The organism is Legionella santicrucis (assembly GCF_001468135.1).
Classification (GTDB): domain Bacteria; phylum Pseudomonadota; class Gammaproteobacteria; order Legionellales; family Legionellaceae; genus Legionella; species Legionella santicrucis.
This window is the reverse complement of record NZ_LNYU01000091.1, coordinates 1-20,745: the sequence shown is the minus strand read 5'-3', so window position 1 is coordinate 20,745 and position 20,745 is coordinate 1. Positions and strand designations below refer to the sequence as shown.

The following is a 20,745-nucleotide window of genomic DNA, read 5'->3' as shown; positions in this document are numbered from 1 at the left end:
CACTGAAGAAGAAAAAGAGGCGGTGAAGAAATTATGGAAACAGCGTCATGATGAGGTTATTGCGGCAGGTGGATTAAGGATCATTGGATCAGAACGTCATGAGTCGCGCCGAATTGATAACCAGCTTAGAGGGCGCTCGGGCCGTCAAGGCGACGTGGGAAGCAGCCGTTTTTACTTGTCACTTGAAGATAATTTAATGCGAATATTTGCTTCTGAACGTGTTGCCTCAATGATGCGGCGATTAGGAATGCAGCCTGGAGAACCTATTGAGCATAGTTTAGTAACAAAGGCAATTGAGAATGCACAACGTAAACTGGAAGGGCATCATTTTGATGTAAGAAAACAGCTTTTAGATTATGACAATGTGGCTAATGATCAACGACAAGTCATTTATACCCAGCGTGCTTCAATCATGGAAATGATGGATACAGAAGAGACAGTAAATATGATGAGAGAAGAAGTGATCTCCAATCTCGTTGACACATATATTCCTCCACAAAGTTTAGAAGATCAATGGGAGCCTAAGGCTTTAAGTGATGTTTTAGCGGATGAATTTAAACTTAAAATTCCTGTACTTGAATGGATTGAGGAAGATCATCATATCCAACCTGAACAAATTAAAGAAAAAATTCTTGATTTAGCAGCAAAACATTATAATGAAAAAGTGAGCCAGGCAGGAAGAGAGACAATATCTCAGTTTGAAAAATCTGTTATTTTGCAAACCCTAGACAATCAATGGCGTGAACATCTTGCTGCAATGGATCAATTACGCCAAGGTATCCATTTGCGTGGTTATGCGCAAAAAGATCCAAAACAAGAGTATAAAAAAGAGGCATTTACTTTATTTTCTACGATGCTTGATAATTTAAAGTATGATGTAATTCGACTCATTTCTTCTGTGGAGGTTCAGACTGCTGCAGATGTCAATGCCGTTGAAGAGCAACGACGTGCAGAACAAGTAAGTAAAATGAGCTTACAACACAGTGACTTTAGCGATGCTGATGAAGAAAATGATAAAGCTCAAACTTATAAGCGCCAGGAGAAAAAAATTGGACGAAATGATCCTTGTCCTTGTGGTTCTGGTAAGAAATTTAAAGCGTGTCATGGAAGTTTAGTGTGAAAATAGCGGTCGCAGTAGCAGTTATTATTGATAATCAACAGCGTTTTTTGATAACCCAACGTCCCACTCATGTTCCCCATGGAGGATGTTGGGAGTTTCCAGGAGGTAAACTAGAAGAAAATGAGACTTCTGAGTTTGCACTGATTAGAGAAGTCAAAGAAGAAGTTGATCTTGATGTACGTCAATATCAGTTATTAGGTGAAGTAAGCCATCAGTATTCAGATAAGACGGTAACATTAATCGTTTTTCTAGTAACGCATTTTTCTGGTGAACCTTCGTGTAGGGAAAATCAGTTAGGAATGAAATGGGTTAGCCTTCAGGAGTTGAATCCCAAAAATTTCCCTGAAGCAAATCAAAAGATAATCGCGATGATACATCATCATTTCTCATAAAAGACTTTTCGGGAGAAAATGTCGTTGATGAGTAATTCTAAATTAATCCTATAAGTCAATTTGAAATCAAAGTGCTCTACATATTCAAGGTGTTAGTGAGTGAGTCTAACATCAACATCTTGAAATCAATGAATTATTTATAAATCTTATATGACAAATGAAATTATCAAATTGGATTTAAAATGTCTTTTTTGATTAAAATAAAGTCTACGTCATAGGAGAAAAAATATGAAAAATCCCACCAAAATTGTTGTGTTCGATGTTGACGGACCTATAAATTCAGCAGGCACCACACCGAATATTTTTCCTGGGCATAATCGAAGTCCGGAATTAGATTTGGGCGATGATCCAAAAGATTTTTGTGTACCCAATAAGAATTTTTTAAAATTAACATTGGATATTTTATATCAAAACAATATCCTGCCAGTTATTGGTTCACAGCGAATTCAAATGGAAGATAATGATCCGTTTTATGGTAACTATGTAACTACTATGTATCAGGCTCTTAATCATTTTCTGGGTTCGAAGAGGTCTTATCTTGGAGAGGATATTGCTCGAGAGATAGGCAAACAACTTCGGGAGCACAACACGGGAGAATCAAAAAATTCGATATTAGAGCTATATGGAAAAAAATTCAACATAGCACCCGATAGTATTATTTTGATTGATGATAATGCAGGATATAAGGAACCTGCTGAGGCTGCGCACTATAAATTCGTCCATGCGCCGAGAAGAGCTGAAACTAATTCAGCCGAAGACAATGCATACCTTTATGAAACGCTCTTGCGTACTATACCTGCAGAAAAAGTTTTAAATAGTTTAAAAAAGTCTAATGAGAGTCAAGAAGTAAAAGATGAATTTGAAAAGCAATTACTAGATGTATTTTCTAACAATCAAAATCTTCAAATACATCAAATTCAGGTATTATCACAAGAAACAATCGCAAAAGAGATTTTAAAGGACATCCAAAAAGATATTATACATACCAAATGGAATAGTAATTTTTTCAGCGCAGTAAAAGTTTCTAGCACTAACGGACATCACAATACGATACCTAAAGAAATGAATAAAATTCTAAAGGAAATTAAAAATGCTCAAGATCTTAAGCAAACATGGGATACTGCATTAACTAATGTACAGAATATAATTAATGAATCAGCTGATAAAAAAGAGCATATGTGCATGAACCGAAAAGGTGAAACACCAAAAGACTTTTATCAAAATACCAGAGCAATGCTTCAAAATTTACGCAACAGCGAATCTAAACCAGAGCTTGTTGACGATGAATCTTTAAAAGTTACTCTATGATTCAGATGGCCTTTGACAATTGAAGATACTGCCGATGTAAATTATTTACCGTTGTGGTCAGATCTTCAATTCCCAAGTCATTAACTACCACATCATCAGCATTTTTTAAGCGAAGGTTCCTATTAGGTTGAGCTGATAAAATAGCATGTGCGTGTTCCTTACTGCATTTATCTCGTTGCATTACCCGTGATATTTGAGTTTCTGTTGGTGTGGTTATGAGTAATACTCTATTGATGTAGGGATAATTATGCTTTGTAATAAGCAAAGGTATCTCTACAATGCAATAAGGTGTAGTACAAGAGGCTACTTTTTCTTTAATTTCTTGACGAATAAGTGGATGCAAAAGATGTTCGAGCCACTCTCGTTCTTTGGGGTTTGAAAAAATAATTTCTCTTAATTGGCTGCGATTTAGGTCTTTATCTGAGTTTAGAATTTTAGTTCCATAATGTGCGACAATTTTTTTATAGATGTATTGATCTTTTTGAGTAAGTTCTCGTGATATTTTGTCAGCAGAGATCACTTCTATACCCAACTGAGAGAAAAGGGTGGCAACAGTGGTTTTACCACTCGCTATATCACCTGTTAGCCCAACACAATAAACCATTTATTAAAGCGCCTGTTTGTTCATACATGTTATTAAATTAATGTAACATGTTTCTGGTATAGGACTTTTTTGTTTGCAATAAGCTTGAGCAGCTAAAGCAGCATCTTCACGATGTGGATAACGGTTGCTTGTCCAAGCAAACGACTCTTTATCAAATGCAGTACATTCCCACATAGGCATTACATTAACTCCGGCTACAAAATTTTCGCAGTTGGCTTTGCTTGTTCGACATGTAGCTGGTAATCGGCTATTTTTTTTGCATTGGGCGTAAGAAAAGTTCAGTGCGATTTTTTGATAAATATTTTTTGAGGTCCAAAAGGTATTTGTCGCATCATGGGTTGTACATTGCCAATAATTACCGTTTAGATCTACGGGTGCCGCAAAACATGAAATGGATATACCCCAAAGAATTAGAAAACAGTAAGTTATATACCGATTCATTTTTTTTCTCCTTTTAATAAGTTAGTTAATTGGTCAATTGAAAGCGCTTTCGAAAAATGCCATCCCTGTAAGAAATACACTTCATTTTCCAATAAGTAATTAACTTGCTCCTTCGTTTCTACACCCTCTGCAATAATAGTTAAATTTATTTTTTTTGCTAAATGGATAATGGCATCATTTAAAGTTTCTGTAATTGCTTTTGTACCTATAGCTTGAATAAATATTTTATCAATTTTTAAAAAATTAAAAGGATAATATTGCAAATAGCTAATGCTTGAATGTCCTGTCCCATAATCATCTATAGCTAGAGAATAGCCTGCTTCCCGGAGCTCTAACATTCTTTTGATAAAAGATTTATCATTTACATCAAGTAAATAACGTTCTGTAATTTCTAATAATATTTGTTTTGGCGAAATAGAATGTTGATCAACTAATTTATAAAATTGCTCAAAAAAAAGCGAATCAGTGAAATGATAGGCGCATAGATTAAATGCTAAATGAAATGAAGAGAAACTATGGAGAAGTTCTTTAGTTTCATTAAATGCAGTTTCAACAATTTGTAATGTTATCGGAATAATTAAACCTGTATCTTCCGCCTCTTGAATAAAAAGATCGGGCATTATGATTGTATCTTGATAGTATTTCCATCTTAAAAGAACCTCTGCTCCAGAATAAATATTTTGTTTTGCGTCAAATAAGGGTTGATAAACTGGATAAAATTGTTCCTTTTTAATTGCTTTCTTGATGGCTCCATGTAAAGAATAATATTTGTTAAGCATTTTTTTGATTACAAAATATAAGAAAATTGAAAGCACCAAGCTATCAATAGCAAGTAAAATTTCCTTATACCAAAAATTATTAATTATATTTTGTCTATTTTCAATAACAGTAAGTGAGATGCCATCAATGCTATTTAATTTTGTAGAAACTACTTCTTGGAGAAATAAGAGGGATCTTATTTCAAGAAGCTTATTATTGAACCATGAGAGTTTTTCTGTTTTTCCCATTGTTATAATGTTTTTATTACGATTTTCATCATGTAAAGCAATTGAATAGCTGCTATATTCCGGAGAGTTTAATATATTTTCAAGTATGGGCGACATAATAATGACTTCAGCTTGATAATGATCAATTTTTCTTTGTACAACATATATGGGGTGAATAAACCAAGGTGAAGTTATTGGACCAATAAAGACATGATTTGGGTTAATATTTAATAGAAAACTTTTATTGTGAGGCAATGTAGAATATATAATTTGATGGGTTGGATCTAAAATCGCTATTCCAGAAACTCGAGGATGATTTATATTGATATGCTGTAATGAAGCAGTAATATTCTCTTTACTTATTGTGTGTTTTTTTTGATCCAAGAGTAACTTACTTATATCGCTAAATATACTATTAATAAATTTATTGATTTCATTCGTTAATCTATTAGCTACTTTTGAAGCTAAGATCGACGATTGGATGGCATTATTGTACCAATTAATGTAAGAAAAAAATAAAAAAGAAAAAATAGTCAATGCTATCCACAGCAATTTAAATCGTCTATAGATAAAAAATAACAAACTTTTGAGTGATTCTCGCATGTTTAAGGTATCGCATATGCTCCCTCTATAGATTTTAGTGTTATTTCTGCTAATTTCCCAATTATTTCGTGACTTGTATTTAATGGAGGAAGCCAATAAAGTGTATTTCCTATTGGTCTTATCAATGCGCCATGATTTAATGCGTGCTGATAAATTTTATTTCCTACTCTACGATGTGTTGAATCCTCAAGATCCGCTGCGACAATAGCACCAATTCCACGAATATTTCTTAATTTACCAGAAAGCTGGGCAACTTCAGTTAAAGTAGTCAGCATATATTCGCCTAATTTTTGAACATTGGCGATTGTTTTTTCCTCGTGCATTGTTTTAATTGTTGCTAACGCAGCACTTAAAGCGAGTGGATTACCACTGTATGTATGAGAGTGTAAAAATGATTTACCACTTGAATAATCTGCATAAAAAAGTTCAAAAATGGAGTGGTCGATCATAATACAACTTAGAGGGATGGAGCCTGATGTCAATCCTTTAGATAAGCAAATAATATCTGCTTCGATTTCAGCATGATTGGCAGCAAGCCATTCACCAGTTCGACCTATTCCGGTCATTATTTCATCAGTAATAAGATAAATGTTTTTACTTTTAGCCCATAGAGCTATTTTTTTTAGGAAATCTTGGCTATAGCATAACATTCCACCTGCGCCTTGGACTATTGGTTCAACAATAAGCGCACAGACATTATCACCGATTGTTTCTAATTGTTTTTCTATAGAAGGCCAATACGCTTCGCAATTATTCCATAAGGGATCTGTTTTCCCTGTAACATAGGGTATATTGTCCAGAAAATGACATTTTAGATTAAATGATGTATAAGGTGCTTTATAGAGTCCTAGGTCACTAATGCTCATCGTTCCTAATGTTTCTCCATGATAGCCATTTTTTAATGCGATAAATTCATTTTTGTTAGTAAAGCCTTTGATTTGATTGGCATGAATGGCTAATTTCATGGCGATCTCAACGGCACTAGCTCCATCACTTGCAAAGAAAATATGTTGTTTTTGAGTAATATTGGCTAGTTCTTCTGCTAATTCAACCAATAAAGGATGTGTGGTATTTGCAGCAATAACATGTTCAAACCGATTAAGCTGAGCAGTTATTGATGCAATTACTTTGGGATGAGCATGCCCTAAAGATTTACACCACCAACTTGAAATAGCATCGATTAATGCTCCCTTATCGGTATATAGATAACATCCTTTTGCTTTTTCAATAATCAGGGGAGGGCAAATTTCAAAATCTTTCATTTGCGCACAAGGATGCCAGACGTGTTTTAAATCTCGAGTAATTAATTGTTGAGTGTTGACCATTTAAAAAATTTTGGTTGACAAGCTTGAGACGAACTTTATCATGTTCACTTCATAAATAAAATGAGAATATCAGAGGGGTATAATTGTGACTCAAACTAAGAAGCACTGGTCTATTTCTGAAATTACGGCGATTTATGAGCAACCATTTAATGATTTGTTGCATCATGCTCATATGCTACATAGAGAGCATCATCAACCCAATTCATTACAATTCGCTACTTTATTGAGTATTAAAACTGGTGCTTGTCCCGAGGATTGTGGTTATTGTTCTCAAAGTGGACATCATAAAACTCATGTTGAAAAAGAAAAATTAATGTCGGTCGCAGAGGTATTAAAATGCGCGCAAGAGGCTAAAGACGGAGGAGCGAAACGTTTTTGTATGGGAGCTGCCTGGCGTTGTCCTCCTGATAAGGCTATGAATGATTTGCAGGAGATGATTAAAGGCGTAAAAAGCTTAGGATTAGAGACTTGCATGACTTTGGGTATGTTAACCGCAGAACAAGCATTCAGCTTAAAAGAAGCCGGTTTAGATTTTTATAACCACAACATTGATACCTCACCTTCGTATTATGAAAAAGTAGTTACTACACGTAAATTTAGTGATCGCTTGGAAACGTTAAATCACGTTCGTACAGCAGGAATTGGCGTTTGTTGTGGTGGTATTTTGGGTTTAGGTGAAACACGAGAAGACCGGATAGAGTTTTTATTAACTCTTGCAAATATGGAAACGCCGCCGGAAAGTGTACCAATCAATCGCCTAATTCCTGTAGAGGGAACGCCCCTTGCTCACTCAAAGCAGGTTGAGGGTATTGAGTTGGTTCGTACCATTGCTACTGCCCGAATATTAATGCCAAAAAGTGTTATCCGATTGACTGCTGGACGAACTGAAATGAATGATGAGTTGCAGGCACTTTGTTATTTTGCAGGTGCAAATTCAGTATTTATTGGTGATAAATTATTAACAGAAGATAATCCTCAGCGGTCTAAAGATAAAGTTCTTTTTAGTAAACTGGGTCTTACTGAGATGGTATAAATGCTTCTAAGCAATAAAATTAGAGATTATACAAATCAGTTAGCTGCTCAAGGTTTATTAAGAACACGAGTTCTTTCGAAGAGCTCATCATTAATACATTTTGACAGCAATGATTATTTGTCATTAACAAAAGACAAACGAGTTTCTGAAGCATACCAACGTGGATATGCCTTATATCCAAGCGGTAGTGGGGGTTCCATGTTACTTAATGGTTACCATACAGCTCATCGCGCGATCGAAGAAGCATTTGCTAATCTTTTAGCCGTGGATGATTGCCTATTATTTTCTTCTGGGTATGCTGCAAATCTTGCTGTTACGGCTTTATTAGGGCAGCTAAAAGCACATTGCTTCATTGATAAGGAAATCCATGCTTCAATTTATGATGGATTAACCTTGTCACAAGTAAACTACAAACGTTATTTTCATAATAATTTAGATGATTTAAGACGTAAATGTACGAGAAATTTTTCTGGAAGTATTGTACTTACTGAAGGGATTTTTAGTATGAGTGGCCAGTTAGCTCCTTTGGCCGATCTTTCTTCTCTTTGTAGTGATAGTCAAAGTATGCTCGTAGTCGATGAGGCTCATTCCTTTGGTATTTTAGGTCATCAGGGCAAAGGTGCTGTCGTTTCTCATGGATTAACTCAAAAGGAAGTTCCATTGAGAATGATTCCATTAGGCAAAGCATTTGCGGCTCAAGGAGCCATTGTTGCTGGAAGAGCTGATTGGATCTATGCTTTATTGCAAGCAGGGCGTTCGATTATTTATTCAACCGCTGTTAGCCCGGCTTTAAGTTACGGTTTACTTAAATCTTTAGAAATTATCGTTCTTGCTGAAGATAGAAGAGCAAAATTAATGCAATTAATTGCTTTATTTCGAAGTCTTATTAAACAGTCACCACTAAATTGGGGGGACTCAACAAGCCCGATTCAAAGATTGCAATTAGGATGCCCACATTTAGCATTACATTATGCAAATGAACTTAAAAAGCAAGGTATAAGTTGTTGTGCGATAAGGAAACCAACAGTCAGCACTAAAGAATCTGGATTACGAGTTATTTTAAATTATGACCATACTCCAGAACAGATTTATGAATTTTTCGATAAACTAAGTAGAATTTATGAATATAAACATCCATAAGTATGGCAATGGATTTCCTCTTGTTTTTTTTCATGGATGGGGATTTGATAGCCAGGTTTGGTTGGCATTGGTTCCAAAACTCATGCCATATTATCAATTAATACTTGTCGACTTACCTGGCTTTGGACATAGCCCAATTATGGATTGGCAATTTTTTAAAACGGTTTTACTGAATCAATTACCGGAAAAATTTGCTTTAGTCGGTTGGTCTATGGGAGGACTGTATGCGATGCATTTAGCACTAGAAGAATCTGAAAGAGTAGATTTTTTTATCAGTGTTACGTCATCGCCACGATTTTTGCTCGATGATTCATGGCCAGGTATTTCTCAAGCTGTTTTTCAAGGGTTTTATAAAAAGATAACAGATGATCCCTATACGACACTAAGTGAGTTCCTCGAGCTTCATGGATTAGCCACACATGCAAAATTACAATACTTACCTGATAAACTCCCATCTTTAGAGGGATTGCGATTTGGCCTTAACATTTTAGAGACTTGGGACTTTCGCAAAGAATTAAAACAATTTGCTAAACCTGCATATTTTATGTTCGGCCGACTTGATCCTATTGTTCCGGTTAAAACCATGCGTTTTATGCAAATGGAGTATCCAAAATTCAACTACATGCTTTTTAACCGGGCTGCACACATGCCTTTTTTATCTCATATGGATTTATTCGTAAATGAGATTAGAGGGTTTATTAAATGAGACGTTATTTTATTACAGGCACTGATACAGATTGCGGTAAAACATATGTAACAGCACGTTTAGTTGATTATTTTTTAAATGCAGTCGCAATAAAACCAATTGCAAGTGGATGCGTAGAAATTGAAAATCAATTAATTAGTCATGATGCCCAATTATTGCAAAAAAACAACAAGTTTCCTTTAGAGCTTATTAATCCTTGGCGATTTAAATTGCCTGTATCACCGCATATTGCAGCTGAAAATGAAGGAGTGTGTTTATCTGTAACTGAAATAGCCGATTATTGTCTTAATTTAGATTTGGAAGGTACTGAACAATTATTTATCGAAGGTGCTGGTGGATTAATGGTTCCCTTAAATGACAATGAAACGTGGATTGATTGGTTAAAAATTACTAAAATTCCTGTTGTTTTTGTTGTGGGAATGAAATTAGGTTGTATTAATCATGCCTTACTTACTGAAGCTGCTTTAAATGCGCATAAGATTGAATGTATCGGATGGATTGCGAATTGTATTGATCCCGATATGCAAGCATTATCCGAAAATATCAATACTCTAGTTCATAAGCTTAACTCCCCTCTATTAGCAACAGTCCCTTTTGAAAGCAGTCTATTGCAGGTTCATTTTTGGCCTGGGTTGGATAAAAATAAATAATAAAATATTTCACTAATTTTTATTAAAATCTTTACTATTATTATCTTAACCACGATGAATTTTAAAATAATCTTAAATCTACTTGTTGATTTAATTTCTCTATTGTATGTTAAGAAGAATTCAAACTACTAAGGATAAATCATGATGACAAAGGAAAAAATCATCCAATCAGTAATGACTGCTTTTTTTGTTCTTGTTGCAACTGGAAGTAGTGCTGCTGATAGTAGCGACACTACCTCAACTGAGAAGTGCTATGGAATTGCCAAAAAAGGGATGAATGATTGTGCTACTGCGACTGCTTCATGTGCTTCTTCGGCTACTAAGGATGGTCAAAAAGATGCATTTATTTTGTTACCTAAAGGGATGTGTGATCGCATTGTGGGTGGTAGCCTTACAGTAAAAAAATAAATTCAATAGTGAGAAATTTAATATAAATGATATAAAAATTTAAGTTACTAAACGAATATTAATTATCATTAAAAGGAATTTTAGTATGAAACAGCTAGCGAAGTACTTATCACTATTTATGTTATTCTCTATTAGTTCTTTTCAAGCTAATGCAGCACCAGAAACGTTTACCTTAGATAATAAACATACCTATGTGTTATGGAGCATTGATCATCTCGGTTTTTCAACTCAATATGGAAAGTGGTACGCAACAGGTAAGCTCACTCTTGATCAAGATAACCCAAGTCAGAGTAAAGTCGATGTCAAAATTGATGTAACAGATATGATTACAGGTATACCAGAACTTGATGAGCATTTAAAAAGCCAATTGTTTTTCGATACAAAAAAGTTTCCTACTGCAACTTTTGTGAGCAATAAAGTGACTCCAACAGGTAAAGATACTGCAACCGTAGACGGTACGTTAACTTTGCGTGGTGTGAGCAAACCCGTTGTATTGCAAGTAACTTTAAATAAAGAAGGAATGAACCCTATCAGTAATAAAATGTCTGTTGGATTTACGGCGACTACCTCGATAAAACGCTCAGATTTTGGTATCAATGCCTTCTTGCCTGCCTTAAGCGATACAGTAAATATCAAAATCGGTGCAGAAGCTTATCTTGATAAAAAAGCAGGGTAAGTATATGCAAATAAAAAACAGCGCAACACGATTTGGTATAGTTACTATATTACTTCATTGGACTATTGCATTACTCATAATTGGGTTACTAGCATTAGGTTTGTATATGGTACCGTTGCCATGGAACCCTGAAAAATTAAAATTTTATGGTTGGCATAAAGAATATGGTTTATTAGTACTTTTCTTAGCAATTTTTAGAATTATTTGGCGTATGAATAATGAAATGCCAGAGCTTGATTTACCTTGGCTTGAGAAAATTGCTGCACGAAGTATGCACTGGGCATTTTATGGCTTTATGTTTGCTATGCCTATCACTGGTTGGTTAATTACTTCCTCAGCCGGACTACCTGCATCATTTTTTGGCTTATTTACTTTACCAAATCTTGTGGCTCCAGATGAAAATAAAAGGATATTATTTGAATGGATTCATCAATGGCTAGGATATGCGCTTATTGCTGCTATATGTATGCATGTAGCTGCTGCTTTAAAGCACCACTTTATTAATAAGGATGATATATTACGAAGAATGTTCCCATGACAGTACTAAGCATTTTTCTATTCGTTCAGGAATGAGTGTTATTATGTCTTAGTTTGGTGAGTTATTTTGACCCTCTGCTTTTGCAGAGGGTGGTGATATTCAATAATAGGTTTCTGAAATTAGATATTATGATCCAAATACCATTTTTTCTTTAATTCAAGAAATTTCGCTTTTTGTTTGGCGTCTAGAATGGTAAACATCTGATGTTGCATCATGACCTTATTTTTTAACATAGAGCCTCTTATTTGGCTAACTTGTTCTATTAAAGAATCCAGTTTTGCTTCGTCTATTTTATCAGATTGAATTAAAGAGTTAATTTGAGTGCGCAATGTTCGAAGTTTTGCATAGTTGGTTTTAAAGTTAGCTTGGGCTTTCTCTTTATAAGTTTGAAGTTTTGCTTGTTGCTCAGAGGTAAGATCAAGTTCTTTTGCAAGTTTATCAGAGCGATGATGCGCATTGCAGTGTTTAGGATCAGAACAGGCAAAACTTGGCTGTCCCAAAGTTATTATCAAAGTAATTGCTGATAACCAGATAAATTTTCTATTCATTATTTTTATTCCTTAATGATTAAATTAACTTTTTTATTTTAACGTTCGTTCAAAATAAATTAATTTTAGAAACTGGACCCCATATAAAATGTTGTGTGCTCCTCGGTATAACATTTGTTAGCATCATAAAAACGTTTAAAACATGAGTCATTATTATGATTTTATGAAGTATAGACTAAAGGGCGAATAAAAGTAGTGTTTCTAAGAGGCTAACCTCTCACTACGTTAGAACAAAACGGAATGATTCATATACATTTATGTAACTTATTGAAATAAAATATTTTTATGCATAGTTATGATGTATTATTTTGGCCAGGTTATGAGATCATGAACATATTGTTTCATATTGCGAATATAATTGTATGAAGATTCAATGGGTTGATTGGAATGTGTTGCTAATTTTAATTTTTTTCCTTTTGCGAGACTAAAGATAATCGCTTCATGAGAAAGTTTTTTTAAATCTTCAATTAATTGCTGTGTATATATATCTTTTCCTGAGAGATCAATGTTAGGTAAAATTTTTTGAAATTGAAGAATGTCAAATTCATTGCCTTGAAAGCAGTTTAATATAAGGTTAAGTGTTTTTATTTTTTCTTGACTGGTTTTACTTGCAACTTGGTACGAGTCAATGAGAGATGTTTCCAAGTTATTTTTTACTGCAGAAAAAGATAAAGGTAAGCTTAATGCAAGTTCTTGCTGACGCACCGCAAGCTGTTTTATTCGCGATGCCTGTAATTCTTTCCCAGTATTTAACCATGATGAGTCGTTTAATTCACCATCTTCAACACCAAGAAATTTTAACATTCCCAAAACATTTTCATGCAATGGAATTGAGTTTTGAGAACGAAAAGCATTTTGCAATCCATAATAATTAAAAGATAAAGGCTGAATCTCTTTTCTAAATTTATCAGTATTCACTACATATTCATTGAATAATGAATTAGCTATTTGTATTGGGCCGGTAGTACAAATGACAATGGATTTTAGATATAGATCATGTTCTTTTTTCATTAAATAGCTTAAGAATTTTTCATCATTAGCTTCTAGGATATGTTTAATTAAAGAATATTCTTTACTAAAAAAAAGATATTTTACTAAGTTTAATTGTGAGTGAAGTTCCTTTCTCAATCTGTTGATAATATCCTGGGATGTTTCTTTAGAGGATATTTTTTTAAAGTTCAAAAAATCAACTTTATTAGTCATCATTTCATGAATATAAGCCCTGATTTTTAATGAAGAATTGGGAGTATTCGGAGAAATAAGTTCTTTAGATTTCGAGATATAAAGGGATTCAGAACGATTTTTCATCAATTTAATAATATAACGATTGATCAAACTATCAGTCATTAGCTCTTTTTCTGTCTTTTCTATGAAATCTGTATCATATTGGGCTAGTCTTGCTAAAAGACCATTTTGAACCCGTTCAATTTCTTTTTTAGCGGCGACTTCATCAATGATTGCCACAAAATCATTATTTGCAAGGATGAACTCTTTCTTTCCTATTTTTAGACTACCAATATTGAGTAACAGGGGGCTTTGGATGGGTATATTTGAAGGAATATTTGTGGTGTCAATGGGAACATCAAAATCTGTATAGGTCCCTAGTCTAAAGATTGGTGAAAGCCATCTTAAAATATCACTAGCAACCCCCAAATTTCCTCCTGAATTTAAATTGGAAACTTCTTCTTTATAAAAACCATATAATTTTTTTTCACTTTCAAACTCAAGTTTACCATCAATTATATGTGCATCAATCAGAATAATATTGTTTTCTTTGCCAAACTCATGAAGGGCTTGAATTGATGAATGAGTCAATAATGTAGAGTCATAGACTAAGTGAACTGTATCATGAGGATTTTTCTCTCGCATTTCAAGAAGACGAATTTGGTTTTCCAAATTCATAAATACATTTGGATCATTACTTAGCCAGATTTTAACATGTAAGCTTGGGTTATATTGATACATTTTTTATTCTTTATTTTGAGTTCAATAAGTAACTAAGAGTCGATAGGAATAAAATTATCAATGGCTCTTGATTAAAGCTTAGCACAATCTAAAAAAAATGATTTTTAAGTAAATTTAATTGATGAACTTCCACTAATATGTTATAAATGTCGCGCTTTAAATACACACACGTTTCGTCACATATGATAGGGTCCCTTTTGTTGGGTTTTATATGGGAGACGTGGAGGAATAACCCTGGAGATAAATTATGAATATAAGCATGCGTGAATTGCTCGAAGCAGGAGCTCATTTTGGACACAGAACTCGGTTTTGGAATCCTGAAATGGGTGAGTATATTTTTGGTTCTCGAAACAAGATACATATTATCAATCTTGAAAAAACCATGGTGATGCTCAACGATGTAGTGAACTATGTTGGGCGCTTAGCATCTAATAAAGCAAAAATTCTTTTTGTAGGCACAAAAAGAGCCGCCCAAGAAAGTATTCGTGAACATGCGAAACGTTGTGGTATGCCTTATGTTGATCATCGTTGGTTAGGTGGTATGTTAACTAACTATAAAACGGTACGTCAGTCCATCTTTCGTTTAAAAGAGCTAAAAGAAATGAAAGAAAAAGGATTGTTCAATGACATGATTAAAAAAGAAGCATTAATGTTGACACGTGAACTGGAAAAGTTGGAGCGTGGTTTAGGCGGTATTGAGAACATGGGTGGCTTACCTGATGCTCTTTTTGTTGTTGATGTCGGGTTCGAGCATATTGCTGTTGAGGAAGCTCATCGATTAAGAATTCCTGTTATTGGTATTGTTGATACTAATAATAGCCCTAAAAACATCGATTATATTGTTCCTGGTAATGATGACTCTATGCGCGCCGTAGATATATATGTTCGTTGTGTTGCTGATGCGATTTTAGATGCCAAAGGCAGTAACACTGTAGGTGTAGGCTCATCGGATGCTGAATTTGTTGAAGTAGTTGAACAAGCTAGTGATGCGAAAAAAGCAGGCGAATAATTAAATTTAAAATTTAGGGGGCTAGGGGTATGAACCCTTGATTCGCCCCCTTTTTGCTATACGGAGAAATGAAAAATGTCAATTAGTGCAAGTTTAGTCATGGAATTACGTGCGCGTACTGGTGCAGGCATGATGGAATGCAAAAAATTTCTAATAGCAACCAATGGTGATATTGAAGCAGCAATTACTGAAATGCGTAAAGCAGGTCAGGCAAAGGCAGATAAAAAAGCGGATCGCGTTGCAGCTGAGGGTGTTGTGATTATTGCTCGTTCTGCTGATGGACGTACTGCAGTAATGTTAGAAATTAATAGTGAGACCGATTTTGTTGCTCGTGATGAAAACTTTACTAACTTTGCTAATACAGTTGCAGAAGTAGCATTAAATAGTTCAGTAAGTACTGTCGAAGAATTATCTGCTCTTCCCTTTACTTCCAGCGCTTCTGTGGAACAAGCACGCCAAGAATTAGTAGCAAAAATTGGTGAAAACATTAAACTACGACGCTTGGAGCGTATGAGTTGTGATAGTGGTGTTATCGGTTGTTATTTGCATGGCTCACGAATTGGAGTTATGGCTGCTCTAAAAAGCAATAATGAAGAACTTGCTAAAGACATCGCAATGCATATTGCGGCAAGTAAGCCAATTGTAGTAAGTAGAGATCAAGTATCTGCTGAAGCGATTGAAAATGAGCGTGAAATTTTTACAGCTCAAGCAAAAGAAAGTGGAAAGCCTCAAGATATTATCGATAAAATGATTGAAGGTCGTATCAATAAATTTATTGATGAAGTAAGCTTACTAGGCCAACCTTATGTTAAAAATCCTGATATTAAAGTGGGACAACTTTTAAAAGAGAAAAGTACAGAAGTTCTTTCTTTTGTTCGCTATGAAGTTGGTGAAGGTATAGAGAAAAAAGAAGATAACTTCGTTGAAGAAGTGATGGCTCAGGTTCGCACATGATGAATGAAAGTCACCCTAAATTAAAATATAAGCGTATTTTACTAAAGTACAGTGGCGAAGCCCTTATGGGCAAGTCACAATTCGGTATAGATCCCTCTGTCTTAGATACATTGGCTAGGGATGTTTCAGAATTGATTAAAATGGGCGTAGAAGTAGGCCTGGTATTAGGTGGTGGTAACTTATTTCGTGGTAAAGCCCTCTTTCAAGCAGGTGTTGGTCGCGTGACTGGTGACCATATGGGAATGTTGGCTACTGTAATGAATGCATTGGCAATGAGAGACGCTTTAGAGCGTATTGATATGCCTGCACGAATTATGTCTGCTATTCCTATGCTAGGGGTAGTTGATTCTTATCATAGACGTAAAGCAATCACCCATTTGCGTACTGGCCATGTTGTTATTTTTGCAGCAGGTACTGGAAATCCTTTCTTTACAACAGATACTGCAGCTTGTTTACGAGCTATCGAAATAGGTGCTGATGTAGTTTTAAAAGCAACTAAAGTGGATGGTGTTTATTCAGAAGATCCTTTAAAAAACCCAAACGCTAAACGATATGATTATTTGACTTATATTGAAGTATTAACACAAGGTTTGGAAGTAATGGACTCTACTGCTATTTGTTTGTGCCAAGATCAAGACATGCCTTTGCAAGTTTTTGATATGACTGCACCTAATGCTTTAAGAAGAATTGTATTAGGAGAGCGTGTGGGAACTATAGTCGGAGCTAATCATGATTAATGAGATTAAGCAAGATTCTGAAAAGCGAATGAAAAAAACCATTGAAGTTTTGCAGATTGATATGTCAAAAATTAGAACGGGAAGGGCGAATGTCGGATTGCTTGACCACGTACAAGTTGATTACTATGGAACTTTAACTCCGTTGAGTCAAGTTGCTAATGTTTCTGCGAGTGATTCACGAACTATATTAGTGACTCCATGGGAAAAATCTATGGTTTCAGCAATAGAAAAAGCTATTTTAACTTCTGATTTAGGTCTAAATCCTGCTACCACAGGTAATGCAATTCGTGTTCCAATGCCCCCATTGACAGAAGAACGCAGAAAAGAATTGATTAAAGTGGTTCGTAACGAAGGAGAGCAAGGTAAAGTTTCTATTCGTAATATTAGACGGGACGCGAATTCTCAATTAAAAGACCTAGTTAAAGAGAAATCTATTTCAGAAGATGACGAACGTCGTGCAGTTGAGGCAATTCAAAAATTAACTGATAAGTATATACTTGAAGTTGATACATTGTTAGCTGAAAAAGAAAAAGACTTGATGGAAGTTTAAGTATAAAATTTGTTGTAAATAAAGCAAGTAGGCTTATTATATTTTACTTTTCGTCCTTTAGTATTTTCTTATGTTCTAGAAAATTTTTTGCTCTATCTTTAAGCTGGGTCTAGTGTAGCTAAACCCAGTGCTTTTACCCATACCTATACCCTTATTTTATTCCTCGTACATTTAAGATATAAATGAGAATTAAAGAAGTTTTATTGATTTTTTCCTATTTAAGACTGTTTTGATCATTATTTATTTTAAAATGCAACCTAAATTGTGAGGATTATTATGTCAAAATTTAAAATAGTACTTTTTGGTAAACAAGGTAGTGGTAAAACACAACTAAGCCATCGGGTTGCCTTAAAAGAAAACTATGAAGAAAACACCTTCCCAACAGTAGGTATTGAATTTTTGAGTCGAAAAATTGATGAGAACAATGTCCTCCATTTTTGGGATATCTCAGGTAGTGATATTTATAAAAAGTTATACCAATCATACTACATGGGCGCAGTCATTGGTTTGCTTTGTATTGATTTAACTAAGGAAAATGATAAAGCTCAAATTAACGAAGAAGTGCGATTGTTTCGTGATCTTTGCCCATATGCCCCTATTATTTTAGTGGGGACAAAATCAGACTCTGCTTATGCTGATATTGAAACTTTTAAAAAAAACACCTCAAATGAATTGTTCAGTAATTGTATGATTACCTCAGCAAAAGAGCGAATTGGAATAGATGAACTTTATGCTGAGATTACAAAATATTGCCAAGACTTAAATGAATCCTTATGGAATAGAGCGGTCCAGAATTTATTAGTTAGCTTAAAGGAATTACCACAGAATAAAGAACAATTAATAAAAGTTGAATTAGAAAAATTAGCAAAAGTAATATTAGCTAAAGGAGATGAACTTGCTGTTATTTCACAAACTAAGACCGATGCGATTGAACATTTTACAAATAATTGTAAAACTATTTTGGAAGGAAATCATCCCAATGTGCTGAAAGCAGTAACTTCGCTTGCTGTAGCGGCAGTGGTAACCCTTGTTGCGGCATTTATTGGCTTTAGCATAAGCTTTTTCCTTGGAAGTTGGATGGGGCCTGGGGCTTTTGTAACAGGGCTTATCGGAGGTTATAATGCTGCGTTAGCTGTTACTGTATCAAGCATGACGATTGGTACTACTGCGGGTGGCATCACTGCATTTGGTTTATTCAAGACATCAAAAGAAGTGAGCGCACTTAATGAGTTTACTACTGAGGTATCATCTTGGAATCGTGAAATTCGGTTATAGTAGGGGCTCCGGAGTAATGAAACAACCAACTGATTTAAGGAAGGCCGTTAATATAACATTATTAAATAATGTGCTTGAAAAATGAGAAAATATTGATATTCTCAGCAAATAAATTTAAAAAATCTTTCTACGTAAGGATACAAAGTGCCGCAATATCCTATTTCTCCTGAAATATATGATCAGTCTATTCCGCAAATTGCAACTGCGAAGACTGTTATTTTAGATTTTTTGAAAGAGACTCATATTCATGGAGACGAAACTATCATTGATGCTTGTTGTGGTACTGGTAATTTGGCTGGTTTTCTTGGAAGTTATTTACCTAATTGCACCATTATAGGATTAGATAATGCAGTGAATATGATTGAGTTTGCTAAAGAAAAATATTTTCAGAATAATGTCTCTTTTCTATTGGAAGATCTTACCTCATTTAATGAGTCTCGCAAAAAATCCGCAGACTTTATGATATGTTCATGGGCTGTATCACATATTCCTATGGAGCAACAGAAAAACTTTACTAATAATCTTTACCAGTATCTAAAAAAAGAAGGCCAATTAATTATTCTTTTTCCAATAATGGGCTCAACACTATCATCAGTAATTCAAGAAGTTATAAAATCAGAAAAATGGAGTAAGATATTTACTAAGTTAGAAAATAACCGTGTAACTTTTACAGTTGAACAATACGATGAGTTATTAAGACAAGTTGGATTTATAGACCGTAAAGTACGTCTTTGTTCTGAAGAAATAACTTTTAAAGATCAGAGTGAATTGCGTTGTTTTATCATAACATCTCTTGCACGTTATTTGCCTTACATACCAGATCCTGAGTTATGCGAAGAATTCATTAATGATGTAACAGATAATTATCGAGAGAAAATCCCTAATCTTTCTTATACAGTCACAATTTTATCAGCTATTGCAAAACGTCCTTTCCTTAATTTACTGTTACAGAATGCAGGAGCGTTTACCCATAACTCCAACAGCAGCCAAGAAAAAGATATAACTCAGTCGTTATGTTCCCAGCCAAATTAAATTTCATTACGTCCTATAGCTTCAGAAAGACGGTAAGTAGTTGCTTTCTGGACATTAAATGTTTTGGCTATCTCTCTGAACTGATTTATTTTCTTCCAATAATCGCTTTGCTAACAACTTTGTTTTTTGTGTCTAAATCGAGTCCCTCATTGTTTCGCTGCTATATACCCTGTGGAAGTACGTGCATGAATTAAATCTCGTTGAAATTCGGCAATGCCGGCAAATACAGTCATGATATTTTAAAATTTGAATACCCCATACAAAATCCGTGTGTCTTAGACAAGTTTTCTTAAGATTCATTCGATAAAATTTTGATTAAGAATTTGAAAATAAATCATGTATTTTGGCATATTTGTATAAAACATTTTTATTTTTAGCAATTCACGATGTACCACTATTTAAATAACTTATTGAAAATAAATAATTATTTGAATATTTGATATGATATATAAAAATAATGAGTTGGATAATAGGTGCCCATAATGAGCATAATATGAATCATTAAAGAGTTAGAAAACTTTTGAAATTAGACTCATTTTTTACTAAGGTGAATAAAATGGAAATTAAGAGCGAGTTACTTCAGGTTAGATACAGTAAGAGAACAGAACAACGTTCAGTTGAATTGTTACATGTATTTTCTAAAACGCTTAACGAAATGGAGTTTACTGCCCGCATAAAAAAAGTAATTCCTTATATGCAACAGATCAATGAACATTTGATACCAAAATCTACATTGAAGAAGTTG

The 20,745-nt window shown here is 34.4% G+C and carries 22 protein-coding genes and 1 pseudogene; 17 read left to right on the top strand and 6 right to left on the bottom strand.

Going from position 1 to position 20,745, the window contains the following annotated elements; translation table 11 throughout:
* The 3 genes from Lsan_RS23220 to Lsan_RS17760 all read left to right on the top strand — a co-directional run.
* Positions 1-1,120: preprotein translocase subunit SecA (locus Lsan_RS23220; RefSeq protein ID WP_237762201.1), on the top strand; the 1,120-nt coding region annotated here is incomplete at its 5' end.
* Entirely contained in the window at positions 1,117-1,512 is a 396-nt protein-coding gene (gene mutT, locus Lsan_RS17765; RefSeq protein WP_058515462.1) for an 8-oxo-dGTP diphosphatase MutT, read from the top strand. The genes Lsan_RS23220 and mutT, both read left to right, overlap by 4 nt.
* A gap of 228 nt (positions 1,513-1,740) precedes the next feature.
* Positions 1,741-2,820 carry a hypothetical protein gene (locus Lsan_RS17760; RefSeq protein ID WP_058515461.1) on the top strand — a complete coding sequence of 360 codons (1,080 nt, stop codon included), beginning with the start codon at positions 1,741-1,743 and terminating at the stop codon, positions 2,818-2,820.
* A gap of 1 nt (position 2,821) precedes the next feature.
* On the opposite strand, the gene coaE is transcribed toward Lsan_RS17760, so the two are convergent.
* The 4 genes from coaE to bioA all read right to left on the bottom strand — a co-directional run bounded on the left by coaE (position 2,822) and on the right by bioA (position 6,779).
* Entirely contained in the window at positions 2,822-3,424 is a 603-nt protein-coding gene (gene coaE / locus Lsan_RS17755; protein WP_058515460.1) for a dephospho-CoA kinase, read from the bottom strand.
* Positions 3,425-3,427: 3 nt separating this feature from the next.
* Positions 3,428-3,865, bottom strand: a complete 438-nt coding sequence (locus Lsan_RS17750) for a hypothetical protein (RefSeq protein ID WP_058515459.1) — start codon at positions 3,863-3,865, stop codon at positions 3,428-3,430.
* A complete protein-coding gene (locus Lsan_RS17745) occupies positions 3,862-5,388 on the bottom strand; it encodes an EAL domain-containing protein (protein ID WP_237762200.1) in 1,527 nt (508 codons plus the stop codon). The genes Lsan_RS17750 and Lsan_RS17745 overlap by 4 nt, the downstream gene beginning before the upstream one ends.
* A gap of 68 nt (positions 5,389-5,456) precedes the next feature.
* A complete protein-coding gene (bioA, locus tag Lsan_RS17740; RefSeq protein ID WP_058515457.1) occupies positions 5,457-6,779 on the bottom strand; it encodes an adenosylmethionine--8-amino-7-oxononanoate transaminase in 1,323 nt (440 codons plus the stop codon).
* Between the two features lie 85 nt (positions 6,780-6,864).
* On the opposite strand from bioA, the gene bioB reads away from it, so the two are divergent.
* The 7 genes from bioB to Lsan_RS17705 all read left to right on the top strand — a co-directional run bounded on the left by bioB (position 6,865) and on the right by Lsan_RS17705 (position 11,930).
* Positions 6,865-7,812 carry a biotin synthase BioB gene (gene bioB, locus Lsan_RS17735; protein WP_058515456.1) on the top strand — a complete coding sequence of 316 codons (948 nt, stop codon included), beginning with the start codon at positions 6,865-6,867 and terminating at the stop codon, positions 7,810-7,812.
* Complete coding sequence (locus tag Lsan_RS17730) at positions 7,813-8,952, top strand: aminotransferase class I/II-fold pyridoxal phosphate-dependent enzyme (protein WP_058515455.1); 1,140 nt, start codon at positions 7,813-7,815, stop codon at positions 8,950-8,952.
* Positions 8,933-9,658: an alpha/beta fold hydrolase gene (locus Lsan_RS17725; RefSeq protein WP_058515454.1), complete on the top strand. Its 726-nt coding sequence runs from the start codon at positions 8,933-8,935 to the stop codon at positions 9,656-9,658. Before Lsan_RS17730 ends, Lsan_RS17725 begins: the two co-directional genes overlap by 20 nt.
* Positions 9,655-10,308 carry a dethiobiotin synthase gene (bioD, locus tag Lsan_RS17720; protein ID WP_058515453.1) on the top strand — a complete coding sequence of 218 codons (654 nt, stop codon included), beginning with the start codon at positions 9,655-9,657 and terminating at the stop codon, positions 10,306-10,308. The genes Lsan_RS17725 and bioD overlap by 4 nt, the downstream gene beginning before the upstream one ends.
* A 141-nt stretch (positions 10,309-10,449) precedes the next feature.
* On the top strand, positions 10,450-10,716 hold the full coding sequence (locus Lsan_RS17715) for a BufA1 family periplasmic bufferin-type metallophore (protein WP_058515452.1): 267 nt from the start codon (positions 10,450-10,452) through the stop codon (positions 10,714-10,716).
* An 85-nt stretch (positions 10,717-10,801) separates the two neighbouring features.
* A complete protein-coding gene (locus Lsan_RS17710) occupies positions 10,802-11,392 on the top strand; it encodes a YceI family protein (protein WP_058515451.1) in 591 nt (196 codons plus the stop codon).
* A gap of 4 nt (positions 11,393-11,396) precedes the next feature.
* Complete coding sequence (locus tag Lsan_RS17705; RefSeq protein ID WP_058515450.1) at positions 11,397-11,930, top strand: cytochrome b; 534 nt, start codon at positions 11,397-11,399, stop codon at positions 11,928-11,930.
* 119 nt (positions 11,931-12,049) lie between these two features.
* On the opposite strand, the gene Lsan_RS17700 is transcribed toward Lsan_RS17705, so the two are convergent.
* Together Lsan_RS17700 and Lsan_RS17695 are read right to left on the bottom strand one after the other, a co-directional pair.
* A complete protein-coding gene (locus tag Lsan_RS17700) occupies positions 12,050-12,478 on the bottom strand; it encodes a Spy/CpxP family protein refolding chaperone (protein WP_058515449.1) in 429 nt (142 codons plus the stop codon).
* Positions 12,479-12,781: 303 nt separating this feature from the next.
* On the bottom strand, positions 12,782-14,443 hold the full coding sequence (locus Lsan_RS17695; protein WP_058515448.1) for a glycosyltransferase family 88 protein: 1,662 nt from the start codon (positions 14,441-14,443) through the stop codon (positions 12,782-12,784).
* Between the two features lie 244 nt (positions 14,444-14,687).
* On the opposite strand from Lsan_RS17695, the gene rpsB reads away from it, so the two are divergent.
* The 7 genes and pseudogenes from rpsB to Lsan_RS17660 form a co-directional block, all read left to right on the top strand.
* Complete coding sequence (rpsB, locus tag Lsan_RS17690) at positions 14,688-15,452, top strand: 30S ribosomal protein S2 (protein WP_133134268.1); 765 nt, start codon at positions 14,688-14,690, stop codon at positions 15,450-15,452.
* 75 nt (positions 15,453-15,527) lie between these two features.
* On the top strand, positions 15,528-16,406 hold the full coding sequence (gene tsf, locus Lsan_RS17685) for a translation elongation factor Ts (protein WP_058515446.1): 879 nt from the start codon (positions 15,528-15,530) through the stop codon (positions 16,404-16,406).
* Entirely contained in the window at positions 16,403-17,143 is a 741-nt protein-coding gene (gene pyrH / locus Lsan_RS17680; protein WP_058515445.1) for a UMP kinase, read from the top strand. The genes tsf and pyrH overlap by 4 nt, the downstream gene beginning before the upstream one ends.
* On the top strand, positions 17,136-17,693 hold the full coding sequence (gene frr / locus Lsan_RS17675; protein WP_058515444.1) for a ribosome recycling factor: 558 nt from the start codon (positions 17,136-17,138) through the stop codon (positions 17,691-17,693). Before pyrH ends, frr begins: the two co-directional genes overlap by 8 nt.
* Before the next feature lie 276 nt (positions 17,694-17,969).
* Complete coding sequence (locus Lsan_RS17670; protein WP_058515443.1) at positions 17,970-18,968, top strand: Rab family GTPase; 999 nt, start codon at positions 17,970-17,972, stop codon at positions 18,966-18,968.
* Between the two features lie 144 nt (positions 18,969-19,112).
* The gene (locus Lsan_RS17665; protein WP_058515442.1) at positions 19,113-20,000 is read left to right on the top strand and encodes a class I SAM-dependent methyltransferase; all 888 of its coding nucleotides are present in this window, start codon (positions 19,113-19,115) and stop codon (positions 19,998-20,000) included.
* A 556-nt stretch (positions 20,001-20,556) separates the two neighbouring features.
* Positions 20,557-20,745: pseudogene (locus tag Lsan_RS17660) on the top strand (ankyrin repeat domain-containing protein); the annotation flags it as partial.